The organism is Streptomyces sp. NPDC090741, assembly GCF_044769045.1.
Taxonomy (GTDB): Bacteria; Actinomycetota; Actinomycetes; order Streptomycetales; family Streptomycetaceae; genus Streptomyces.
In genome coordinates this window covers 286,491-308,288 of the sequence record NZ_JBIVXF010000001.1, presented here as the reverse complement: position 1 = coordinate 308,288, position 21,798 = coordinate 286,491, and the positions used below count along the sequence as shown (strand labels likewise).

Here is a 21,798-nt window from a genome sequence, read left to right as displayed (position 1 = left end):
GTCGGGTCAGGATGATCCGTACAGGGGCGGGCGATTGACCCATTCGCGCGCCCACCCCGTACTCGGCGGCTACTCGCCCAGCAGGCGGAACCAGTAGAAGCCGTGCCCCGCGAGCGTGAGCAGGTACGGCCACTCGCCGATCGGCGGGAAGCGCACGTCACCCGTGAGCTCCACCGGGACCCGCCCGTTGAACGACTGCAGGTCCAGCTCGGTGGGCTGCGCGAAGCGGGAGAAGTTGTGCACGCACAGCACCAGGTCGTCCCCGTACTCGCGCAGGAAGGCCAGTACCGCCGGGTTGGACGAGGGCAGTTCGGTGTACGAGCCGAGGCCGAAGGCCGGGTTCGCCTTGCGGACCTCGATGAGCCGGCGGGTCCAGTGCAGCAGTGAGGAGGGCGATGCCATCGCGGCCTCGACATTGGTGACCTGGTACCCGTGGACCGGGTCCATGATGACCGGCAGGTTCAGCCTGCCCGGATCGCAGGAGGAGAAACCGGCGTTGCGGTCCGGGGTCCACTGCATCGGGGTGCGGACGCCGTCGCGGTCGCCGAGCCAGATGTTGTCGCCCATGCCGATCTCGTCGCCGTAGTAGAGCACCGGCGAGCCGGGCAGCGACAGCAGCAGGGCGGTGAACAGCTCCATCTGGTTGCGGTCGTTGTCGAGGAGCGGGGCGAGCCGGCGCCGGATGCCGATGTTGGCCCGCATTCGCGGGTCCTTGGCGTACTCGGCGTACATGTAGTCGCGCTCTTCGTCGGTGACCATTTCGAGGGTGAGCTCGTCGTGGTTGCGCAGGAAGATGCCCCACTGGCAGCGGTCCGGGATCGCCGGGGTCTTGGCCAGGATTTCGGAGACGGGATAGCGCGACTCTCTTCGTACGGCCATGAAGATGCGCGGCATGACGGGGAAGTGGAACGCCATGTGGCATTCGTCCCCGCCGCTCGCGAAGTCACCGAAGTAGTCGACGACGTCCTCGGGCCACTGGTTGGCCTCGGCGAGCAGCACGGTGTCGGGGTAGTGCGCGTCGATCTCGGCGCGGACCCGCTTGAGGAGCTGGTGGGTGCGCGGCAGGTTCTCGCAGTTGGTGCCCTCCTCGGCGTACAGGTAGGGCACGGCGTCGAGCCGGAAGCCGTCGATGCCGAGGTCGAGCCAGAAGCGCAGCGCCGAGACGATCTCCTCCACGACGGCCGGGTTCTCGTAGTTGAGATCCGGCTGGTGCGAGAAGAAGCGGTGCCAGTAGTACTGCTTGCGGACCGGGTCGTACGTCCAGTTCGAGGTCTCGGTGTCGATGAAGATGATGCGGGCGTCCTGGTACTGCTTGTCGTTGTCGGCCCACATGTAGTAGTCGCCGTACGGGCCGTCCGGGTCCTTGCGGGACTGCTGGAACCACTCGTGCTGGTCGCTGGTGTGGTTCATGACGAAGTCGATGATCACCCGCATGCCGCGGTGGTGCGCGGCGTCCACGAACTCCACGAAGTCGGCGAGGTCGCCGAACTCGGGCAGCACGGAGGTGTAGTCGGCGACGTCGTAGCCCCCGTCACGGAGCGGCGAGGCGAAGAACGGCGGCAGCCAGAGGCAGTCGACGCCCAGCCACTGCAGGTAGTCGAGCTTGGCGGTGAGCCCCTTCAGGTCCCCTACGCCGTCGCCGTTGCTGTCGTGGAAGGACCGTACGAGCACCTCGTAGAAGACCGCCCGCTTGAACCAGTCGGGATCGCGGTCCTTCGCGGGGGTGTCCTCGAACGTGTCGTGGACGGGATCGTTGATCATCATGTGGTGGGTGACCCTCCGGTGGGCGGGGACGGTCGCAGGGCCGCGAGTACGTGGGCGGGCGTTCGGCCCGGCTCCAGGCGTACGTAGTTGGCCCTGCCCCAGTGGTAGGTCTCGCCGGTGAGCTCGTCGCGCACCGCGAGGGACCCGTGCCAGTCGAGGCCGAGTACCGGCATGTCCAACGAGACCGTCGCCTCCTGGGTGTGGTGCGGATCGAGGTTGACGACCACCAGTACGGAATTGGCGCCCGCGTGCTTCGAATAGGCGATCACCTGGTCGTTGTCGGTCGTGTGGAAATGGATGTCGCGCAGCTGCTGGAGCGCCGGGTTGCGGCGGCGCAGCCGGTTCAGCGAGGTGATCAGCGGGGCGATCGTGCGGCCATCGCGGTCCGCGGCCGCCCAGTCGCGTGGCCGGAACTCGTACTTCTCGGAGTTCAGGTACTCCTCGCTGCCCTCGCGGACCGGGGTGTTCTCGCACAGCTCGTACCCGGCGTAGACGCCCCAGGTGGGGGAGAGGGTGGCGGCGAGGACGGCGCGCACCTCGAAGGCGGGGCGGCCGCCCCGCTGGAGGTACTCGTGGAGGATGTCGGGCGTATTGACGAAGAAATTCGGCCGCATGACGGAGGCGGAGCGGGTGTCCGCGAGCTCGGTCAGGTACTCGGTCAGCTCGGCCTTCGTGTTGCGCCAGGTGAAGTACGTGTACGACTGCTGGAAGCCGACCGCGGCGAGCGTGCGCATCATGGCGGGCCGGGTGAAGGCCTCCGCCAGGAAGATCACGTCGGGATCGGACTTGTTGATGTCCGCGATCACCTTCTGCCAGAAGACGACCGGCTTGGTGTGCGGATTGTCCACCCGGAAGATGCGGACGCCGTGGTCCATCCAGTACCGCAGGATGCGGACCGTCTCCTCGACGAGCCCGGCCATGTCGGTGTCGAAGTGGATCGGGTAGATGTCCTGGTACTTCTTCGGCGGGTTCTCGGCGTACGCGATCGTCCCGTCGGCCCGGTGCCGGAACCACTCGGGGTGCTTCTCCACCCAGGGGTGGTCGGGGGAGCACTGGAGCGCGAAGTCGAGCGCGATCTCCATGCGCAGCTCGCGGGCGCGCGCGACGAAGGCGTCGAAGTCCTCGATCGTGCCGAGGTCGGGGTGGACGGCATCGTGGCCGCCCTCGGTGGAGCCGATGGCCCACGGCACCCCGGGGTCCCAACTTCCAGCCGAAAGAGTGTTGTTCGGCCCCTTGCGGTACGTACTCCCAATGGGGTGGATCGGTGGCAGGTACACCACGTCGAATCCCATCGCGGCGACGGCCGGCAGCCGCTCGGCGGCGCTGCGCAGCGTTCCGCTGACGGGCGCCTCGCCGGGCTCGACGAGGGCCCCCTCGGAGCGCGGGAACATCTCGTACCAGGAGCCGAAGAGGGCCCGCTTGCGCTCCACGACCAGCGGCAGGGCCTTGGAGGCGGAGACCAGCTCCCGGTACGGGCGCCGGGCGAGGGCGGCCTGGACCGGGGGCACGAGGGCGGCGGCGTACCGCAGCGAGACCGGGCGGTCCTCGTCGCGCATCGCCTCGGCGGCGGCCAGGACGTGCTCGCGGCCGTCCTTCTTCGGGATCCGGGAGCCGGCCCGCTCGTAGAGCTCGGCGCCTTCGAGCAGCGTGAGCCCGGGGTCGATGCCCGCGGGGATCTTGATGGCGGCGTGGGCCTGCCAGGTGCCGACCGGATCGCTCCACGCCTCGACGGTGTACGTCCACCTCCCCTCGACCTCGGCGGAGACCCGCGCGCCCCACCGGTCGGTGCCGGGCGCCAGCTCGCGCATCGGCACGGGGGGCCGCAGCCGCCCGCTGGGGTCGCGGAGCACGACATGGGCGGCGACGGCGTCATGGCCCTCGCGGAACACGGTGGCGGAGATCTCGAAGACCTCTTCCACGACCGCCTTGGCGGGTCTGGCCCCGCAGTCGACGGCGGGGCGGACGTCCAGGACGGGAATGCGACCGATCATGATGGGATCACCTGGGGGCAGTTCGCAGGGCTCGGTGACAACAGCCCAGCCGGAGCACCGGCTGGTCGTGCACGCTCTGTTCGCTCTGTTTCTAGCCGCTCAGAAGACGGCTGGGCTGCGGGCATGGCCGCTCCTGTCCGCGTTCACTCGGGTGGCGGGAGAGGTGGTGGGGCGGGGTGCCGTGCGTGTACGCGGGGAGCCCTGCCCACTCTCACCCCGCTCAATCCGTGCGCTCGGTTAACTACTCGTACGTAGTCGCGCGGCCCAGACCAAGGTCTTGGCCGACATCCGCCGAGGCTCAGTCAAGTCGGTTGGGACTACCGGATGTACGTCGTGAATCCCCTGTCCCACCGGCATCACGGGCACCATCCGTGACCGGGGATTTGGGGCGGCGAGGTCGGAATGTCCGTAGTGGCAGCGCTCTCCGGAGGAGGGATCGCGGGGCCCGTCCCGGCGCATTCCGTGTGCATTTCCGACCGCCGGAATGTCCTGAATTCACGTCACCATTTTCGAAGGAACGTTCCTGTTCCGTTCGGTGACGCCGCTCCCCACCACGGCACCGTGGCAGGGCGGGGTCAGGTGAAGCTAGCCTTCCCGGGGTGATGCGCGGACGCACAGCGTGGTGCGGCCGCTTCGATCCGCAATCGCCTGCGAAGGTAGAACGTGTGAAGGCTATCCGTCGATTCACCGTGCGCCCCGTCCTCCCGGAACCATTGCTTCCGCTTGCCGATCTCGCGCGTAATCTGCGCTGGTCCTGGCATGCCGAGACTCGTGAACTCTTCCAATCCGTCGACCCCGAGGGCTGGCAGGCCGCCGGCGGCGATCCCGTCCGGCTGCTCGGCGCGGTCTCCGCACCCCGGCTCGGGGAACTGGCCGGCGACCGGCGGTTCCTGCGGCGGCTCGCCGTGGTCGCCGCCGACCTCGACGACTACGTCCACGGCGGGAGGTGGTACCAGAGCCACGAGGACCATGCCGAGCTGCCCGCCGGGATCGCCTATTTCTCCCCCGAGTTCGGGATCACCGCCGCCCTGCCGCAGTACTCCGGCGGGCTCGGGATCCTCGCCGGGGACCACCTCAAGGCCGCCAGCGACCTCGGCGTCCCCCTCATCGGAGTGGGACTGCTGTACCGGCACGGCTACTTCCGCCAGTCCCTCTCCCGCGACGGCTGGCAGCAGGAGCACTACCCCGTCCTCGACCCCAACGAGCTCCCCGTCTCCCTGCTGCGCGACGGCGAGGGGGCGCCGGCCCGGGTGACCCTGAGCCTGCCCGGCGGCCGGGCCCTGCACGCGCACATCTGGCAGGCCCGCGTCGGCCGCGTACCGCTGCTGCTCCTCGACTCCGACGTGGAGGACAACGACTCCGGCGCCCGCGAGGTGACCGACCGGCTCTACGGCGGCGGCAGCGACCACCGCCTCCTCCAGGAGATGCTGCTCGGCATCGGAGGCGTGCGCGCGGTGCGCACGTACTGCCGGATCACCGGGCATCCCGACCCGGAGGTGTTCCACACGAACGAGGGACACGCCGGCTTCCTCGGGCTCGAACGCATAAGGGAACTGGAAGGGGAGCAGGGGCTCGGCTTCGAGGCCGCCGTCGAGGCGGTGCGCGCCGGGACCGTGTTCACCACGCACACGCCGGTGCCCGCCGGCATCGACCGCTTCGAGCGGGCCCTGGTCGCCCGGCACTTCGGGCCCGGCGCGGAGCTGGCGGCCCTGCCGGTCGACCGGATCCTGGAGCTGGGCGCCGAGTCCTATCCCGGCGGCGACCCCGGGGTGTTCAACATGGCGGTGATGGGGCTGCGCCTGGCCCAGCGTGCCAACGGGGTCTCCACCCTGCACGGGGCGGTCAGCCGTGGCATGTTCGCCGGACTGTGGCCGGGCTTCGACCCGGCCGACGTGCCGATCACCTCCGTGACCAACGGGGTGCACGCCCCGACCTGGGTGGCCCCCGAGGTGGTCCGCCTAGGCGTCCGCCAGATCGGCGCCGGGCGGACCGAGGACGCGCTGTCGGTGGGCGGCTCCGAGCGCTGGGACGCGGTCGCCGACATCGCCGACCAGGACATCTGGGACCTGCGGCGCGTGCTGCGCGAGCAGCTGGTGCAGGAGGTGCGCGACCGGCTGCGGGCCTCGTGGCTCCAGCGCGGGGCCGCGGAGGCCGAACTCGGATGGGTGGACTCCGTACTCGACCCGGACGTGCTCACCATCGGGTTCGCCCGGCGCGTGCCCTCGTACAAGCGGCTCACTCTGATGCTGCGCGACCCCGAACGGCTGCGCGCGCTGCTGCTCGACCCGGACCGGCCCGTGCAGATCGTCGTCGCGGGCAAGGCGCACCCGGCCGACGACGGGGGCAAGCGGCTCGTGCAGGAGCTGGTGCGGTTCTCCGACGATCCGCGGGTGCGGCACCGGATCGTCTTCCTGCCCGACTACGGCATGGCCATGGCGCAGAAGCTCTACCCGGGCTGCGACGTCTGGCTGAACAACCCGCTGCGGCCGCTGGAGGCCTGCGGGACCAGCGGGATGAAGGCGGCGCTCAACGGCTGCCTCAACCTGTCCGTGCTGGACGGCTGGTGGGACGAATGGTTCGAGCCGGACTTCGGCTGGGCCATCCCGACCGCCGACGGGCTCGGGACGGACGAGGACCGGCGCGACGACCTGGAGGCGGGCGCCCTCTACGAGTTGATCGAGGACCGGGTCGCGCCGCGGTTCTACGACCGGGCCGGCCGCAGCGGACTGCCGGTGCGGTGGATCGAGATGGTCCGGCGCACCCTCGTCTCGCTGGGGCCCAAGGTGCTCGCGGGCCGCATGGTGCGGGAGTACGTGGAGCGGCTGTACGCGCCGGCCGCGCGCGCCCACCGGGGCCTGAACGCGGACGCGGCACGGGACCTGGCCTGGTGGAAGGGCCGGGTCCGGGCGGCCTGGCCGCGGGTCGTCGTCGAGCACGTGGAGGCGCTGGCCGCCGCGCCGGTGAACGGCACCGCCGAGCTCGGGGCCACCCTCACGCTGCGCGTGCGGGTGGCGCTGGACGCCCTCACGCCCGAGGACGTCGAGGTGCAGGCCGTCGCCGGGCGGGTGGATCCGCAGGACGTGATCCGCGACGGGCGGTCCTTCCCGCTCAAGCCGACCGCCGGGCCCGACCTGGAGGGGCGCTGGATGTACGAGGGCCCGCTGGCCCTCGACCGTACGGGACCCTACGGGTACACCGTCCGGATCCTGCCGGCGCACCCGATGCTGGCGACACCGGCCGAACTGGGGCTGGTCGCGGCCCCGGTGGACACCGAATCGGCCGGTGACGCGGGCGCGGGGGGCGGCGTACTCCTGCGCTAGCGGCCGAGAGCCGACAGGGCTGCGGGGTCAGGCTCAAGGGTCAGGGGTCAGGGGTCAGGGCTCCGGGGTCAGGGGGCGGGCGGCGGATCGACCAGCCGCCCGCCCTCCACCAGCATCCCGGCCCGCTTGATGTTGCGCAGGGTCGGGATCACCTCCAGGTGCTGGATGCCGGGCACCGCGCCGATCCGCTCGGTCATGTACATGTACAGGGCGTCGGTGTCCCGGCACACCACCACGGCCATCAGGTTGGCCGTGCCGGTCACCGCGGCCGCGAAGGGCACCTCCGGGTGCGCGGCGAGCGCGGCGCCCGCCTCCGCCAGCCGGGCCGGGGCCGCGGTCAGCAGCAGCGTGGCCTCCGCCTCGAAGCCCAGGGCCGACGGGACGAACTCCACGTCGAAGTAGAGCGCCCGCAGCTCCCGCAGCCGGTCCAGCCGGCGGCGGGCGGTGGACTCCGACAGGCCCGAGGCGCGGGCCAGCTCCGGATAGCCGGCCCGGCCATCCTGGGCGAGCACCGCCAGCAGTGCGAGCTCGGCCTCGTCCAGGGCGTACCGCTCCTGCTCCGGCCCGTGCACCACGGGGGTCCGCGCCGGCGGCCGATCCAGCGCCGCGATCTGCTCCGGCCGCAGGACGTCCAGGCCGCACCACTGCGCCGGGCCGCCGATGTACACCCGCAGGATGGTGTGGGCGCTGACCCCGGTCACCCGGCGGGTGCGCGGGAGCTTGTCCAGCAGCAGGCCGTCGCGGTCCTGCCGGGTCCGGGCCTTGGTCAGACAGTTGATCTCGGTGCCGCCGGAGCCGAGCTTCACCCAGGAGATGTCCGGCCGCCGGGCCAGCGCCTCGGCCACCGCGAGCGCGGCGTCCGGCGCGCACTGCACCCGGAGCCAGGATTCGAAGAGCCCGACCCGGTTGCCCAGCGGCAGTCCGACCACGCGGAGCAGGCCCGAGGTCCGCAGCCGGCGGTAGCGGCGCACCACCGTCTGGTCGGAGACCTCCAGCACCTCGGCGATCCTGCTGAAGGCGGCCCGTCCGTCGATCATCAGGGCCTGCATCAGGGCGCGGTCGAGGTCGTCCAGCAGGACGGGCGGCGGGGGCATGGTTTCCATCATGGCAGGGTCCCCGATGGGTGAAATCCGGCAGCGAGGGGGGTCTGGGTGGGGGATCCACCGCCCGGATGGGAGTTTGAAGCCACCGCCAACCCCCACCCCACCCCTGCCGGGCCTCCGGCCGGGTCCCGAGGAGTTCTCCCATGCGTAAATGGCTCCCGCTCACCGCGGTGTGCCTCGGGGCGTTCATGCTCCTGGTCGACGTCACGATCGTGATGGTCGCCCTGCCCGACATGGCCGCCGACATGCACACTGGTTTCACCGGACTCCAATGGGTCATGGACGTCTACGCCCTGGCCCTCGCCGCCCTGCTGCTCGGCGCCGGCTCCCTCGCCGACCGGATCGGCCGCCGCCGCGTCTACCTCGGCGGGCTCGGGATCTTCGCCGCCGCCTCGCTCGCCTGCGGGCTGGCCGGCGGCCCCGCCGCGCTGATCGCCTTCCGCGCCGTCCAGGGCATCGGCGGCGCCGCGATGTTCGCCACCACCATGGCCCTGCTCAGCAGCGCCTACCAGGGCCGCGACCGCGGGGTCGCCTTCGGCGTCTGGGGCGCGGTCAACGGCGCCGCCGCCGCGGCCGGGCCGATCATCGGCGGGCTGCTCACCGAGCACTTCGGCTGGCGCTGGATCTTCTTCATCAACCTCCCCGTCTGCGCCCTGGCCGTGTACGTGACCCTTCGGTCGGTCGCCGAGTCCCGCGACCCGCGGGCCAAGGGCCTCGACCTGCCCGGCATGGTCGCGTTCACCACGGGCGCGGCGGCGGTCACGTACGCGCTGATCCGGGTCGGCGAGAACGGCTGGACCGGCGCCGCCACCCTCGGCCTGTTCGGCCTCGGCGTGGCCGCCTTCGCCGCCTTCGTACTGGTAGAACTGCGCAGCTCCCACCCGATGCTGGACCTTTCGCTGTTCCGCAGCCGCTCCTTCGTCGGCGTGATGGCCGGGGCGCTGCTGTTGTCCGGCGCGGCGTTCTCGTACCTGATGTACGTCTCCCTGTGGCTGCAGTCCGCGGAGGGGATGGGTCCGGTCTCCGCCGGGCTGGCGCTGGTGCCGCTGAGCATCTCCTCGTTCGCCGTCTCCGCCGTGGCCGGGCGGCTGCTGCACGCGGCTCCGGCGCGGCTGACCATCGGCGGCGGGCTGCTGCTGATCGGCGCGGGCGCGCTGCTCCAGGCCTGGATGACGGACGCGGGCGACGGCTGGTCGGTCCTGGTCCCGGGGCTGGTGGTGACCGGGCTCGGCGTGGGCATGGCGACCCCGGCGCTGGCGGCCGCCGCGATGGGGGCCGTGGCCCCGGCCCGGGCGGGCATGGCCGGCGGAGCCCTGAACACCGCGCGGCAGCTGGGCATGGCCCTCGGTGTCGCGGTGCTGGGCGCGGTCTTCCAAGCCGGGCTGCGGGACGGGCTCAGCGGCTCCGGCCAAGGGCACGGCACGGCCGAGGCGTTGGCCTCCGGGCGGGCCGGGCAGCTGCTGGCGGCGGGCCCGGCGGCCAGGGTCTGGGTCGAGGAGGCCTTCGCGAGCGGGTTGCGGGGGACCTTCCTGACCTCGGGGCTGATGGGGCTGGCGGGGGCGCTGGTTGTGCTGGTGCTGGTCCGTACGAAGGCCCCGGCTCAGGCATCGGCGCCGCTCCCGGGGCCGGCCGTCGCGGCGGGTGTTCCGGTGCCCGAACGCGCGTCCGCGTAGCGGGCGCGGGCGGGACCGTACGGGCGCAGGTCACCGATCCGGGAGGGTGAACCTTCGAACGTGCTGCGCATGCCGAAACGTTCCGGCAGGGGGCGCCGCTCCTACGCTGCCCGCTGGATGCCACCGGACCGGCATCCAGTGCCCACAGAACGGACTGCTTCCTCATGCGTCTTCGCCCGACCGCCGTAGCGCTCCTCGGCGCCCTCACACTCGTCCTGCCGACCGCCGGTCCGTCGTTCGCCGGCGGCAACGACGACCTCGGCCGGCTGCAGTACATCATCGACAACGACGAGCGCGCGCAGATCCGCCCGTCGGACAACGACACCTGCTACGAGCTGACGGACACCTCGCGCAACCGCCCCGCCACGGCGGTGCACAACGGCACCGAATCGCGCGCCCTGCTCTACCCGAACCACGGGTGCGGCGGCCGGGTGGAGCGCGAGCTGCAGCCGGGCGACACGGTGTACAACGTCGAGGTCCTTTCGGTGAGTTTCGTGCCGACCCGGGGCCGCCGCGACGACTGGGGCGACAACCGGCGTGACGACTGGCGCGACGACGAAGGCGACTTCCGCTCGCACCGGACCCCGATCGACGAGCCGGAGCCGGGCCGGCAGCAGGAGCACGGTCAGGGCCAGGAGCCCGGCCAGGAGCAGGAGCATGGCCAGGAGCCCGGCCAGGAGCAGGAGCACGGCCAGGATCAGGAGCCCGGCCGGCAGCAGGAGCATGGCCAGGGGCAGGAGCACGGTCAGGAGCCTGGCCAGCAGCAGGAGCACGGTCAGGAGCCCGGTCAGCAGCAGGAGTCCGGCCAGCAGCAGGAGCATGGTCAGGGGCAGGAGCACGGTCAGGAGCCCGGCCAGCAGCAGGAGCCCGGCCAGGACCAGGAACATGGCCAGGGGCAGGAGCACGGTCAGGAGCCCGGTCAGCAGCAGGAGTCCGGCCAGGAGCAGGAGCACGGTCAGGAGCCCGGTCAGCAGCAGGAGTCCGGCCAGGAGCAGGAGCACGGTCAGGAGCCCGGCCAGCAGCAGGAGCCCGGCCAGGAGCAGGAGCACGGCCAGGAGTCCGGCCAGCAGCAGGAGCCCGGCCAGCAGCCCGGCCAGGAGCAGGAGCACGGTCAGGACGAGGGTCGGCACGAGGAGCACCACGAGGGTGGGCGCGACTTCTTCGACCTCATCTTCCCCGGCATGCGCTGACCTCCGGACCCGATGAGCGCGAGGGCCCGGCACCCACGGGGTGCCGGGCCCTCGCGGGTCCCTCCCTCGGGGCCGAACCTCGAGCGCGGTCTGCGCGAGCTCGGGGAGCGGGAAGGCGGCCGGCACCCGGCGCGCGGGGGCCGCGGACGGCCGCCGAAGGTCCCGGCTCGGCGGGGAGCAGGTCCCGTACCGCAAGGGCACATGGAACAGGGCCGCCCGGGAGGGTTTCTCCCGGACGGCCCCGCGTTTTCATGGGGTCAGCCGTGTGGCTTCACCTGCCCGGTGGGGTCAGAAGGTGAGCTTCCAGCTGTTGATGTAACCGGTGTCCAGGCTGGCGAGGTCCGCGACGCGGAGCTTCCAGGTGCCCTGGGCGACCTCGGACGAGGCGTTCACGGTGAAGCTCTGGACGATGTTGTCCGCGCTGCCGCCCGTCCGGTTGCGCAGGTTGTAGACGCTGCCGTCGGGGGCGACCAGGTCGACCTTCAGGTCACCGACGTAGGTGTGGACGATGTTCACGTCCACCTTGAGGGTGCTCGGGGCGTTGCCCGTGCGGGTCACGGCGATCGGGGACTCGACGGTCGCGTTGTCCGCGATCTGGTAGTCGTTCGTGTTCTCGAACACGTTCTGCTGGGACGTGCCGACGGTCCAGGTGAAGGCCGCCGTGCCCGTCTTGCTCGCCGAGTCGGTCACCGTCACGGTCACGTTGGACGTGCCCGCGGTGGTGGCCGTACCCGAGATCAGACCGGTCGAGGAGTTGATCGACAGGCCGGCCGGCAGGCCGGTCGCCGCGTAGCTCAGCGCACCCGGGTTGGTGCTGGTCGCCTGGACCTGCAGGCTCACAGCGGTGTTGGTCTGGGTGGTCTGGTTGGCGATCGGGGTGACCGAGACGCCGGAGACGATGCGGGCGCCGACGTTGATGCCCGCCCAGGCGTTGGCCACGTTGTTGTACGTGGTCGAGCCCTGGCCGTACAGGTCGGCGGCGGCCTGGAGGGTCGCCGTACGGGCGGCCGCGTAGTTGGTGTTCGACTTGAAGTAGCCCACCGTCAGCGCGCGGAACCAGATCTTCGCGGCGGCGTCGCGGCCGATCGCGGTGACCGGGAGGCCGTCGGAGGTCGGCGAGTCGTAGCTCACGCCGTTGATGACCTTGGCGCCGGAGCCCTCGGACATCAGGTAGAAGACGTGGTTGGCCGGGCCCGAGGAGTAGTGGACGTCGATGCCGCCGATGCCCGAGTACCACGCGTCCTTGGAGCCGCCGTCCTTGCTCGGCTTGTCCATGTAGCGCAGCGGGGTGCCGTCGCCGTTGATGTCGATCTTCTCGCCGACCAGGTAGTCGCCGACGTCCTGCGGGTTGTTGGCGTAGAACTCGACGTTCGCCGCCATGATGTCGGAGGTCGCCTCGTTCAGGCCGCCGGGCTCACCGCTGTAGGTCATGTTGCCGGTGACCGAGGTGAGGCCGTGGGTCATCTCGTGGGCGGCCACGTCGATGGACGTCAGCGGGTGCGTGTTGCTCGTACCGTCGCCGTACGTCATGCAGAAGCAGGAGTCGTCCCAGAACGCGTTCACGTACGCGTTGCCGTAGTGGACCCGGCTGTACGGGGCCACGCCGTCGTTGCGCAGGCCGTTGCGGCCGTGCACGTTCTTGTAGTAGTCCCACGTCAGCTGTGCGCCGTAGTGCGCGTCGGCACCGGCGGTCGCGCGGTTGGACGCGGCGCCGTTGCCCCACACGTCGGTCGTGCTGGTGAAGAGGCTGCCGGTGCCGGAGCTGCCTCCGTTGAGGTCGTACGTCTTGTGGTTGCCGCGCCCGGCGTCGGTCAGCGTGTAGTTGCTGCCCGACTGCGAGGTGCCCATCGTGACCTGGCCGCTGTACATGGTGTTGCCGGTGCCGGTCTCGATGGCCTGCCACTGGGTGATCTTCGCGCCGGTCTTGGCGTCGGTGACCACGTGCAGCTCGCTCGGGGTGCCGTCGTCCTGGAGGCCGCCGACGACGGTCTCGTAGGCGAGGACGGGGGCGCCCTCGGCGGCCCAGATCACCTTGCGGGCGTTCTTGGACGCCTTGGCGTCCTTGGAGCCCGCGGCGTTCGCCGCGGAGACGGCCTGGCCCTCGGCGCCGGCCGGGGTCACGGTCGCGGTGGTGTCCGCGACCTTGATCTCGTGGTTGGTCGCCTTGGTGATGCTCTTGGTGACGCCGCCCTTGGCGTGGACCGTCAGGTCGCCGCCGAGCACGGGGAGTCCGCCGTAGGTGCGCTCGTACGTGGTGTGCGTGGTGCCGTCCGCGTCCTTGACGACGTCGCGTACGACCAGCTTCTCCTGCTCGCCGAGGCCGAGGGCCTTGGCCGCCTGGACGGTGGTCGAGTTGGCGTCGGCTATGAGCGTCGCACGCTCGGACGGGCTGAGATTGACGGCGGAGGCGCCCGGGTTGGGCTGAGCGGCGTTGCGTGCCTGCGACGCGGTGGCGTCGGCGCTGGCGGTGCCGGCCTGGATGCCGACGGCAAGCAGTGCGGCGGCGGCGACGAGAGCGCCGGCCGCGGTGGCACGCCTGTGGGGGGTGTGACTCAACGCAGACTCCTTCTGCAAGGGGGGTTCCGGACGGCTGGGTGGGCCTCCGGGCAGAGCAGGCTGGTGCGAAGAACGGATCGAAGAGTGCCAGCTGTCGGCGTCGATGTCAGGGCCGCGTCAAAAGGTTGGCTGGAAACGGTTCGTTGACCGATGAGACGTATCCGATATCCGGACCATTCACCTTCGCGTGCGAATGGGGGACCCGATATCTGGAACGGTTGGTACCGGTTGCTAACACTTGCGCAACAAGAGGTCTCGTTCGAGCAATCGGCATTTGTCGTACGGGCGTTTGTCGTACTGTTTCCCGGTGCGCCAGTTGTCCGGAGCCAGGGGAAGCCACGGGCACGCGCCACTGTCATAGACCACGTGCCAGGGGGGCCCATGAGGCATGTCCATTTTCCTGCGCAAAGACTGGCCGGAGCGGCAGCAGCGACCGCGGGGCTCGCGGCCGCCCCGGCGAGGCGGATCGGCGACAAGGCCCGCTGGTACCTGCCCGCTGCCCTCACGGCCGACTTCCTCGGCGCCGCGGTCCCCGTAGCGCTGGTCTTCCAGGCGGCGCAGCAGGTCCGGCCGGTGTACTGCGCCCTCGGCGCGGCGCTCGCCTGGACCGGGGTGCAGGCGGTGCGCCGCCGCTACGCCTCCCGCGCGCTGGGAGAATCCCGCGGAGTGCTGCCCGTCCTCCATGACTGGCTGATTCTGATCGGCGTCCTGGCCGTGGCCCGCGTGGTGACCGGCGAGAGCACCCCGCGGCTGTCCGCGCTCGGCGCCCTGCTGCCCGCCCTCCTCGTCACCGTCGCCTGCCACAAACTGACCTACCGCCACCTTTCGGCCGCCCGCCGCGAGGCACATGCCGTCAGCCGGGTCCTGGTGGTCGGCGAACCCGGCGCGGCCGGGGCCGTCATCGAACACCTGGCCGCGCGTACCGACCACCCCTACGTGGTCGTCGGCGTGGTGCCGGTCGGCGCCGGCCCGCTCGAAGGCGGGGTGCCCGTCGCGGCCCGGCTCGAAGAGAGCGTGCCCGAAGCCCCGAACGCGGACTCCACCGCCGTGCTCGGCGCCGTCCGCAGCCACCACGCCGACCTCGTCCTGGTCGCCCCGGGCGCGCGGATCGCGGGGGAGCGGCTGCGCAAGGTCGCCTGGGCGCTGCACGACGCGGGGCTGGAACTCGCCGTCTTCCCGGGGCTCGTGGAGGTCTCCGTCAAGCGGCTGGAGACCCTGTCCGCGGGCGGCCTCGCCGTCCTGCGGGTGGCGCCGCCGGTGGGCCGGGGCGTGCAGACCCTGCTCAAGTCGGTCCTCGACCGCACCGGGGCGGCCGTCGGGCTGCTGCTGCTCTCGCCGGTCTTCCTCGGCATCGTCCTGGCGATACGGCTCGGCTCGCGCGGCCCGGCGTTCTACAGCCAGCGGCGCATCGGACGCGACGGGGTCCCGTTCGTCATGTGGAAGTTCCGCACCATGGTCGCGGACGCGGACCGGCTGAAGAACGAGCTGTCCGGGGCCAACGAGAACGACGGCCTGATGTTCAAGATCCGCCGTGACCCCCGGGTGACCCGGGTGGGCCGGCTGCTGCGCCGCACCTCCATGGACGAACTGCCCCAGCTGTTCAACGTGCTGAGCGGGCACATGTCACTGGTCGGCCCGCGCCCGCCGCTGCCGGAGGAGGTGGCCCAGTACGACGAGGTCGAACTGCGCCGGCTCACCGTCCGGCCGGGCATGACCGGGCTGTGGCAGATCAGCGGACGCTCTGACCTCTCCTGGGACGAGACGATCCAGCTCGACCTCCAGTACGTCGACAACTGGTCCTTCACCAGCGACGTCGACGTCATGGGCCGTACCCTCCGCGCCGTCGTCGACGGCCGCGGAGCGTACTAGGAGGTACCCGGCACGTGCGCTCAGCCCTGCTCGCGCCACCACCGGTAGGTGGCGGCGATGCCGTCCCGCAGCCCGATCTCCGGCTTCCAGCCCAGCGAGGTCAGACGGGTGACGTCCAGGAGCTTGCGCGGCGTGCCGTCCGGCTTGGACGTGTCCCAGGCGAGCCGGCCGCGGAAGCCGGTCACCTCGGCGACGGTCTCGGCGAGGGCCTTGATGGTGAGGTCCTCGCCGCAGCCGATGTTGACCGGCTCGTCCCCGTCGTAGCTGCCCAGCAGCACCGCGCAGGCGGCCGCCAGGTCGTCCACGTGCAGGAACTCGCGGCGCGGCGTGCCGCTGCCCCACAGCGTGACCTCCTCGCGGCCCTCGGCGGCGGCCTCGTGGAAGCGCCGGATCAGGGCGGGCAGCACGTGCGAGGTCTCCAGGTCGAAGTTGTCGCCCGGGCCGTAGAGGTTCGTCGGCATCGCGGAGATGTACGAGGCCCCGTACTGCTTCCGGTACGACTGGACCTGGACGATCCCGGCGATCTTCGCCAGGGCGTACGCCTCGTTGGTCGGCTCCAGCGGGCCCGTCAGCAGGGCGTCCTCGCTGATGGGCTGCGGGGCCAGCTTCGGGTAGATGCAGGAGGAGCCCAGGAACAGCAGGCGGCCGACCCCGGCGGCGTGCGCGCCGCCGATGACGCTGAGCTGGATCTTGAGGTTGTCCTCCAGGAACTGCACCGGGTAGGTGCTGTTGGCCATGATCCCGCCGACCTTGGCCGCCGCCAGCACGACGGCGTCGGGGCGGACGTCCTTCAGGTACGCCTCCGTGGCGGCGGCGTCGCGCAGGTCGAGGTCGGCGCGGCCCCGGGTGAGCACCTCGTGGCCGTCTGCGGTGAGCCGGCGGGCGACCGCGGAGCCCACGAGGCCGCGGTGGCCCGCGACGAAGACGCGGGCGTTCGGGGGCAGGAGCGGCAGCGAACTTGTCATACCGCCGATGATGCCAGTCCGCCGCCGCAGGGCGCTGACGAGGTCCGGCGGCCGGACGGGGCCGCCCGGCCGCCGCAAGCGGATTCCGGGCGAAGGGGGCGGGCGCGGGCCGTGTACGGTACGCATCCAGCCTCGTACGGGTGGGGCGGCTGGGGCGGGGCCCCGCTCACCACAACAGACCGACACGATCCCCAGGGGGACCCCAGATGGGCAAGACCGCACTCATAACCGGCGTCACCGGGCAGGACGGCTCGTACCTCTCCGAGCTGCTGCTCTCCAAGGGCTACACGGTGCACGGCCTGGTGCGGCGGTCCTCCAGCTTCAACACCGAGCGGATCGACCACGTCTACCAGGACCCGCAGGCCCCCAACCGGTCCTTCGTCCTGCACCACGCCGACCTCTCCGACGGCGTCGCGCTCGTGAACCTGCTCCGCGAGATCCGGCCCGACGAGGTCTACAACCTCGGCGCCCAGTCGCATGTGCGGGTGTCCTTCGACGCCCCCCTCTACACCGGAGACGTGACCGGCCTCGGCGCCCTGCGGCTCCTGGAGGCGATCCGGGCCAGTGGTGTGGACACCCGGATCTACCAGGCCTCGTCCTCGGAGATGTTCGGGGCCACCCCGCCCCCGCAGAACGAGAGGACCCCGTTCCACCCGCGCAGCCCGTACGGCGCCGCGAAGGTGTTCGCGTACTGGACCACGGTGAACTACCGGGAGGCGTACGACATGTTCGCCGTCAACGGGATCCTCTTCAACCACGAGTCCCCGCGCCGCGGCGAGACCTTCGTGACCCGCAAGATCACCCGCGCGGTGGCCCGGATCAAGGCCGGCCTCCAGGAGCACCTCTACCTGGGCAACCTCGACGCGGTCCGCGACTGGGGCTACGCCCCCGAGTACGTGGACGCCATGTGGCGGATGCTCCAGCAGGACGAGCCGACCGACTACGTCGTCGCCACGGGCGTGGCCGCCACGGTCCGCGAGTTCGTCGAGTCCTCCTTCACCCACGCGGGCCTCGACTGGGCCGAGCACGTGCGCTACGACCCGAAGTACGAGCGCCCGAGCGAGGTCGACGCCCTCATCGGCGACGCCTCCAAGGCCAATGAACTGCTTGGCTGGAAGCCGACGGTCCTCGTGGCCGAGCTGGCGCGGATCATGGTCGACGCCGATATCCGGCAGGTCGAGGACCAGCTGGCGGGCGCGACGGTCCGCATCGACCGCTGAAAGCCTTATATTTCCCCTACGATTTGCCGTGTCCCGGTCATCTTCACTGGTATCGGTGGGTGTGGCCGAGGTAAACCCGTCGTATGTCCGTTGTGCGCCCTCAAACCTGAACCGTTCATTCCAAGTTGGTATGCAATGGGTCAAGGGAAGTGACCGGGTCCTCGCAGGAGCCCTAGTCTGCGCCAGTACATATGGCTGTTCGGATAGTTCAAGCCATCAAACCGGGCAACTGCCCTGGGGGGCTCATGCGTAGATCCAGAGGGCTGACTGCTGCCCTCGTCCTGTCACTGGCCGGCGCCGGCACCGGAATAGGTCTGGTGCTGATGCCCGAGGCGTCCGCCATCACGCCTCCCGTGGCATTCACCGCCGACGAGCTGCCCACCTGGCAGCCCAACGGCGTCGTCTTTGCGATGGCTGAGGCGAACGGCACCGTCTTCGCCGGCGGCACCTTCTCCGCCGTCCGCCCGCCCGACGGCACCAGCGGCGCGGAGCAGGAAGCGGTCAACTTCGTGGCGCTCGACGCCGCGACGGGCAACCCGACCTCGTGCAAGCTCGCCTTCACCATCGGCGACGGCAGCGCGACCGTGCGTGCCCTGGAAGTCTCCAAGGACAAGAAGACCCTGTACGCGGGCGGCTACTTCGGCGCCGTCAACGGCACCCCGGTCTCCAGCGTGGCCGCGATCGACATCGCGACCTGCACCCCCAAGGCCGCCTTCCACCCGGGCTTCCCCGCCACCGTGCGCGGACTGGCCGTCTCCGACGACACCGTGTACGCGGCCGGCGACTTCGGCACCGTCGAGGGCCAGACCCGCGAGCGGTTCGCCGCCGTGGACGCCGGCTCCGGCGCCCTCAAGCCCTTCACCGCCAACGCCGACGAACCCGGCCGCGCGGTCGAGGTCACCCCGGACGGCAAGAACGTCCTCCTGGGCGGTGACTTCTTCGACATCAACGGCAAGAGCACGCACGCCCTGGCCGTCGTGAACGCCACCACCGGCGCCGTCACCAAGACGTACAGCAACATCCCGTCGAACTCCGTGGTCAAGGACATCGCCACCGACTCGACCGGCTTCTACACCGGCAACGAGGGCTCCGGCGGCGGTGTCTTCGACGGCCGCATCGGCCTGAACCTCAGCGACTTCAGCGAGAAGTGGCGCGACCGCTGCCTCGGCGCGACCCAGGCCGTCCTGCCGTACGACGGAGTGCTCTACAGCTCCTCGCACGCGCACGACTGCTCGCTGGAGGGCCAGTTCCCCGACGGCAAGCGGAACTTCTTCAACGCGCAGCTGACCAACTACGAAGGCGCCGCCCCCGCGCCCGTGGACGGCTTCGTGCGCAGCCCGCGCAAGCTCGGCTGGCACCCCACCGCCAACGACGGCATCGGCGAGGGCATCGGCCCGCGTGCCATGACCATCGCCGAGAAGAACGACGTCAAGTACATGTGGGCCGGCGGTGAGTTCACCGCCATCAACGGCAAGCCGCAGCAGGCGCTCACCCGCTTCGCCTCGACCGGCGACATCGGCGCCCCGACCACCCCGGTCGCGAGCGCCGGCAGTGTCAAGCCCGGTGAGGTCCAGGTCCGCTGGCGCACCAGCTACGACGCCGACGACAGCAAGCTGACGTACCGGATCTACCGCAACGGCTCGTCCAGCCCCATCGCCACCGTCGCCGCCGAGTCCCTGGAGTGGCAGCGTCCGCAGGCCTCCTGGACCGACACCACGGTCAAGGACGGCCAGTCGTACACCTACCGCGTGACGGCCACCGACGCGGCGGGCAACACCAGCGCCCTGTCGGCCAACGCCTCGGTCACGGTCCCGAGCTCGGTCCAGTCGTACCCGAACCAGGTCCGCGCCGACGGCGCCAGCCTGTACTGGCGCTACGACGACACCGTCAGCCCGTACGTCGCCGACTCCTCGGTCGCCGGCAACACCAGCGGCGTGCAGCTCAACGCCCCGGCCCTGCGCCAGACGCCCGGCGCGATCAGCGGCGCCAGCACGGCGATGGGCTTCAACGGCACCAGCCAGCAGGTGTACAGCGACCACCGCCAGACGGTGGGCAGCGCGTTCTCGGTCGAGACCTGGTTCAAGACCAACACCACGCGCGGCGGCAAGCTGATCGGCTTCGGCAGCAACACCGACCGCACCAGCGGCTCGTACGACAAGCAGATCTACATGACCAACACCGGTCGTCTGGTCTTCGGCGTCAGCAACGGCTCGGCCCGCACCATCACCACCGGCCTGTTCGACACGTACAACGACAACAAGTGGCACCACGTCGTCGGCAGCATGGGCGCCGGCGGCATGGAGCTGATCGTCGACGGCCAGAGCAAGGGCACGCTGAACAACGTCACCAGCTCGGTCTCGTACGAGGGCTTCTGGCACGTCGGCGGCGACAACCTCGGCGGCTGGCCGACCAAGCCGACGAGCGGCTTCTTCGCCGGCCAGATCGACGAGACGGCCGTCTACCCGAAGGCGCTCACCGCGGCCCAGGCCAAGAACCACTACGACCTGGCCAAGGCGCCGTCCGACTCGGTCTCCAAGGTCTCCGCGACCGAGGACACCTACGTCAACCAGGGCGCCCCGAGCACCGCCAACGGCGCGACCAGCTCGCTGGCCGTCCGCGGCACGTCGGCGTACCAGACGTACCTGCGCTTCAACCTGCCGGCCGCGCCGGCCGGGCAGGTGCTGAAGTCCGCCTCGCTCCAGATCAAGACGTCGACCCAGGCGAACGCCGGCACGGCCGACAAGATCTCCGTGGTCCCGGTCACCGGCACCTGGAGCGGCGCGAGCACGACGTTCAACACCAAGCCCGCCCTCGGCACCACCGAGCTCGGCGCGTTCGCGAGCGTGCCGGACGGCTCGGCGATCCAGAGCACCCCGCTGGACACCGCCGCGCTCACCCCGGTGCTGGGCAGCAGCTACAGCCTGGCCCTGACCAGCACGGGCACCGACCCGCTGTGGATCTGGTCCATGGAGTCGACGGCAGCGGACGCCGCTCCGCAGCTCGTCCTCACCTTCGGCCCGAAGTAACCGCCAAGGCTGATGCGGGGCCCGGTACGCAAGGCGTCCGGGCCCCGCGCTCCACCCCCGAGTTCCGCCGATCAACTGGCACGTAATACAGGAGCCCCAGAGATGTACCGACGCTCCGCCGCGGCTGCTGTTCTGCTGGCCGCAGCTCTGACCCTGACCGCCTGCAGCTCGGGCGGCGACGGCAAGGCCGACGCCGAGGCGGCGAAGCCGAAGCCGCCGGCCGCGTCGGCGGTCCCGGACCCGGCGGACGCCTCGGCGGCGCCGGTCTCTCCCGACGCGAAGCCGACCGGGCCGGTCCTGCCGGACGCGAAGCTCACCCCGAAGACGGGCAGCTTCAAGCCCAACGAGAAGCAGTACCTGAGCGGTCGGGTCCCGGAGAAGATGGACCCGGCGGCGGTCCTCCAGACCGGCCAGGAGTCCTGCCAGCGGGTGGAGCGCACCGCGAAGCGCGACAAGGACGCGGCGACCGGGGCCGTCGTGGCCGGGGAGATCCCGGGGGCGAAGGACGCGATCACGTACCTGTGCCCGGAGCAGAAGCCGATCCTGGACGCGGCCTCCAAGGGCTTCGCCGACGGCACCCGTCAGTCGCCCGCAGCGGGCACGTACCGGGCGCTGACCCAGGCCACGACGTGCACCTGGGAGGCGAAGGGCAAGGACGGCGCGGTACTGGCCTCGGGTCCGGAATCCACCCCGAAGCCCGGCGACAAGATCACCGCCACGATCCCCCCGGGCACGGCGACCTTCACCTCGACGGGCTGCTACGCCTGGATCCCGGCGTAACCTCCCCGCCGCGTACGCGAACGCCGCCTCCAGCCCGGACTCCGGGCCGGGGGCGGCGTTTTCGCGTGTGCTTCCCGGGTAGCCGCGCGGTCAGACGACCACGACTGTGGAGGCGAATGACATGGGAGGCATCGGCGGCTGCATCGCGCTGATCGTGGTGGGGGCCATCCTCACCTTCGCGACGGACTGGAAGATGGAGAGCGTCAACCTCGACATCGTCGGGCTGATCATGATGGCGGCAGGCGCCATCGGCCTCGCCGTCTACGCGAGCGTATTCAAGCGCCGCCGCGCGGCGGCCCTGCCCGTGGTGGACGAAACCCACCGCGAGCTGTAGGCCGCCG

General features: G+C 71.0%; 13 protein-coding genes. 8 read left to right on the top strand and 5 right to left on the bottom strand.

The window, feature by feature from the left end:
• Positions 1-69: 69 nt before the first annotated feature.
• Together treS and ACIQU4_RS01360 are read right to left on the bottom strand one after the other, a co-directional pair.
• Positions 70-1,764, bottom strand: coding sequence for a maltose alpha-D-glucosyltransferase (gene treS, locus ACIQU4_RS01365; protein WP_403724333.1), 1,695 nt, complete (start codon positions 1,762-1,764; stop codon positions 70-72).
• Positions 1,761-3,755 (bottom strand): maltotransferase domain-containing protein, encoded by a 1,995-nt coding sequence (locus tag ACIQU4_RS01360; RefSeq protein ID WP_403724331.1) that lies wholly within the window; start codon positions 3,753-3,755, stop codon positions 1,761-1,763. Before ACIQU4_RS01360 ends, treS begins: the two co-directional genes overlap by 4 nt.
• Positions 3,756-4,420: 665 nt before the next feature.
• Between ACIQU4_RS01360 and glgP the strand changes: the two genes are divergently transcribed.
• On the top strand, positions 4,421-7,075 hold the full coding sequence (gene glgP, locus ACIQU4_RS01355) for an alpha-glucan family phosphorylase (RefSeq protein ID WP_403724328.1): 2,655 nt from the start codon (positions 4,421-4,423) through the stop codon (positions 7,073-7,075).
• A gap of 68 nt (positions 7,076-7,143) precedes the next feature.
• Here glgP and ACIQU4_RS01350 read toward each other — a convergent pair whose 3' ends face one another.
• Complete coding sequence (locus ACIQU4_RS01350; RefSeq protein ID WP_403724325.1) at positions 7,144-8,169, bottom strand: Lrp/AsnC family transcriptional regulator; 1,026 nt, start codon at positions 8,167-8,169, stop codon at positions 7,144-7,146.
• Positions 8,170-8,321: 152 nt separating this feature from the next.
• On the opposite strand from ACIQU4_RS01350, the gene ACIQU4_RS01345 reads away from it, so the two are divergent.
• Positions 8,322-9,851, top strand: coding sequence for a DHA2 family efflux MFS transporter permease subunit (locus ACIQU4_RS01345; RefSeq protein ID WP_403724322.1), 1,530 nt, complete (start codon positions 8,322-8,324; stop codon positions 9,849-9,851).
• A gap of 164 nt (positions 9,852-10,015) precedes the next feature.
• The gene (locus tag ACIQU4_RS01340; RefSeq protein ID WP_403724320.1) at positions 10,016-11,041 is read left to right on the top strand and encodes a hypothetical protein; all 1,026 of its coding nucleotides are present in this window, start codon (positions 10,016-10,018) and stop codon (positions 11,039-11,041) included.
• A 288-nt stretch (positions 11,042-11,329) separates the two neighbouring features.
• On the opposite strand, the gene ACIQU4_RS01335 is transcribed toward ACIQU4_RS01340, so the two are convergent.
• The gene (locus tag ACIQU4_RS01335; protein WP_403724317.1) at positions 11,330-13,597 is read right to left on the bottom strand and encodes a M4 family metallopeptidase; all 2,268 of its coding nucleotides are present in this window, start codon (positions 13,595-13,597) and stop codon (positions 11,330-11,332) included.
• 381 nt (positions 13,598-13,978) lie between these two features.
• On the opposite strand from ACIQU4_RS01335, the gene ACIQU4_RS01330 reads away from it, so the two are divergent.
• Positions 13,979-15,466, top strand: a complete 1,488-nt coding sequence (locus tag ACIQU4_RS01330; protein ID WP_403724314.1) for a sugar transferase — start codon at positions 13,979-13,981, stop codon at positions 15,464-15,466.
• A 20-nt stretch (positions 15,467-15,486) separates the two neighbouring features.
• Here ACIQU4_RS01330 and ACIQU4_RS01325 read toward each other — a convergent pair whose 3' ends face one another.
• On the bottom strand, positions 15,487-16,431 hold the full coding sequence (locus tag ACIQU4_RS01325; RefSeq protein ID WP_030159243.1) for a GDP-L-fucose synthase: 945 nt from the start codon (positions 16,429-16,431) through the stop codon (positions 15,487-15,489).
• Positions 16,432-16,637: 206 nt separating this feature from the next.
• Here ACIQU4_RS01325 and gmd point away from each other — a divergent pair, with 206 nt between their 5' ends.
• The 4 genes from gmd (at position 16,638) to ACIQU4_RS01305 (ending at position 21,791) form a co-directional block, all read left to right on the top strand.
• Positions 16,638-17,651: a GDP-mannose 4,6-dehydratase gene (gmd, locus tag ACIQU4_RS01320; protein WP_385588106.1), complete on the top strand. Its 1,014-nt coding sequence runs from the start codon at positions 16,638-16,640 to the stop codon at positions 17,649-17,651.
• A 245-nt stretch (positions 17,652-17,896) separates the two neighbouring features.
• Complete coding sequence (locus ACIQU4_RS01315) at positions 17,897-20,677, top strand: LamG-like jellyroll fold domain-containing protein (protein ID WP_403724310.1); 2,781 nt, start codon at positions 17,897-17,899, stop codon at positions 20,675-20,677.
• Positions 20,678-20,779: 102 nt separating this feature from the next.
• Positions 20,780-21,457, top strand: coding sequence for a hypothetical protein (locus ACIQU4_RS01310; protein WP_403724307.1), 678 nt, complete (start codon positions 20,780-20,782; stop codon positions 21,455-21,457).
• 121 nt (positions 21,458-21,578) lie between these two features.
• Positions 21,579-21,791 carry a DUF6458 family protein gene (locus ACIQU4_RS01305; RefSeq protein WP_030159236.1) on the top strand — a complete coding sequence of 71 codons (213 nt, stop codon included), beginning with the start codon at positions 21,579-21,581 and terminating at the stop codon, positions 21,789-21,791.
• The last annotated feature ends 7 nt before the right edge of the window (positions 21,792-21,798 follow it).

Coding starts and splice junctions, on each gene's coding strand:
- ACIQU4_RS01350 (WP_403724325.1), bottom strand. CDS start 8,169: ATGCCCCCGCCGCCCGTCCTGCTGGACGACCTCGACCGCGCCCTGATG.
- ACIQU4_RS01340 (WP_403724320.1), top strand. CDS start 10,016: ATGCGTCTTCGCCCGACCGCCGTAGCGCTCCTCGGCGCCCTCACACTC.
- ACIQU4_RS01310 (WP_403724307.1), top strand. CDS start 20,780: ATGTACCGACGCTCCGCCGCGGCTGCTGTTCTGCTGGCCGCAGCTCTG.
- ACIQU4_RS01345 (WP_403724322.1), top strand. CDS start 8,322: ATGCGTAAATGGCTCCCGCTCACCGCGGTGTGCCTCGGGGCGTTCATG.
- ACIQU4_RS01305 (WP_030159236.1), top strand. CDS start 21,579: ATGGGAGGCATCGGCGGCTGCATCGCGCTGATCGTGGTGGGGGCCATC.
- treS (WP_403724333.1), bottom strand. CDS start 1,764: ATGATGATCAACGATCCCGTCCACGACACGTTCGAGGACACCCCCGCG.
- ACIQU4_RS01325 (WP_030159243.1), bottom strand. CDS start 16,431: ATGACAAGTTCGCTGCCGCTCCTGCCCCCGAACGCCCGCGTCTTCGTC.
- gmd (WP_385588106.1), top strand. CDS start 16,638: ATGGGCAAGACCGCACTCATAACCGGCGTCACCGGGCAGGACGGCTCG.
- ACIQU4_RS01360 (WP_403724331.1), bottom strand. CDS start 3,755: ATGATCGGTCGCATTCCCGTCCTGGACGTCCGCCCCGCCGTCGACTGC.
- ACIQU4_RS01330 (WP_403724314.1), top strand. CDS start 13,979: ATGAGGCATGTCCATTTTCCTGCGCAAAGACTGGCCGGAGCGGCAGCA.
- ACIQU4_RS01315 (WP_403724310.1), top strand. CDS start 17,897: ATGCGTAGATCCAGAGGGCTGACTGCTGCCCTCGTCCTGTCACTGGCC.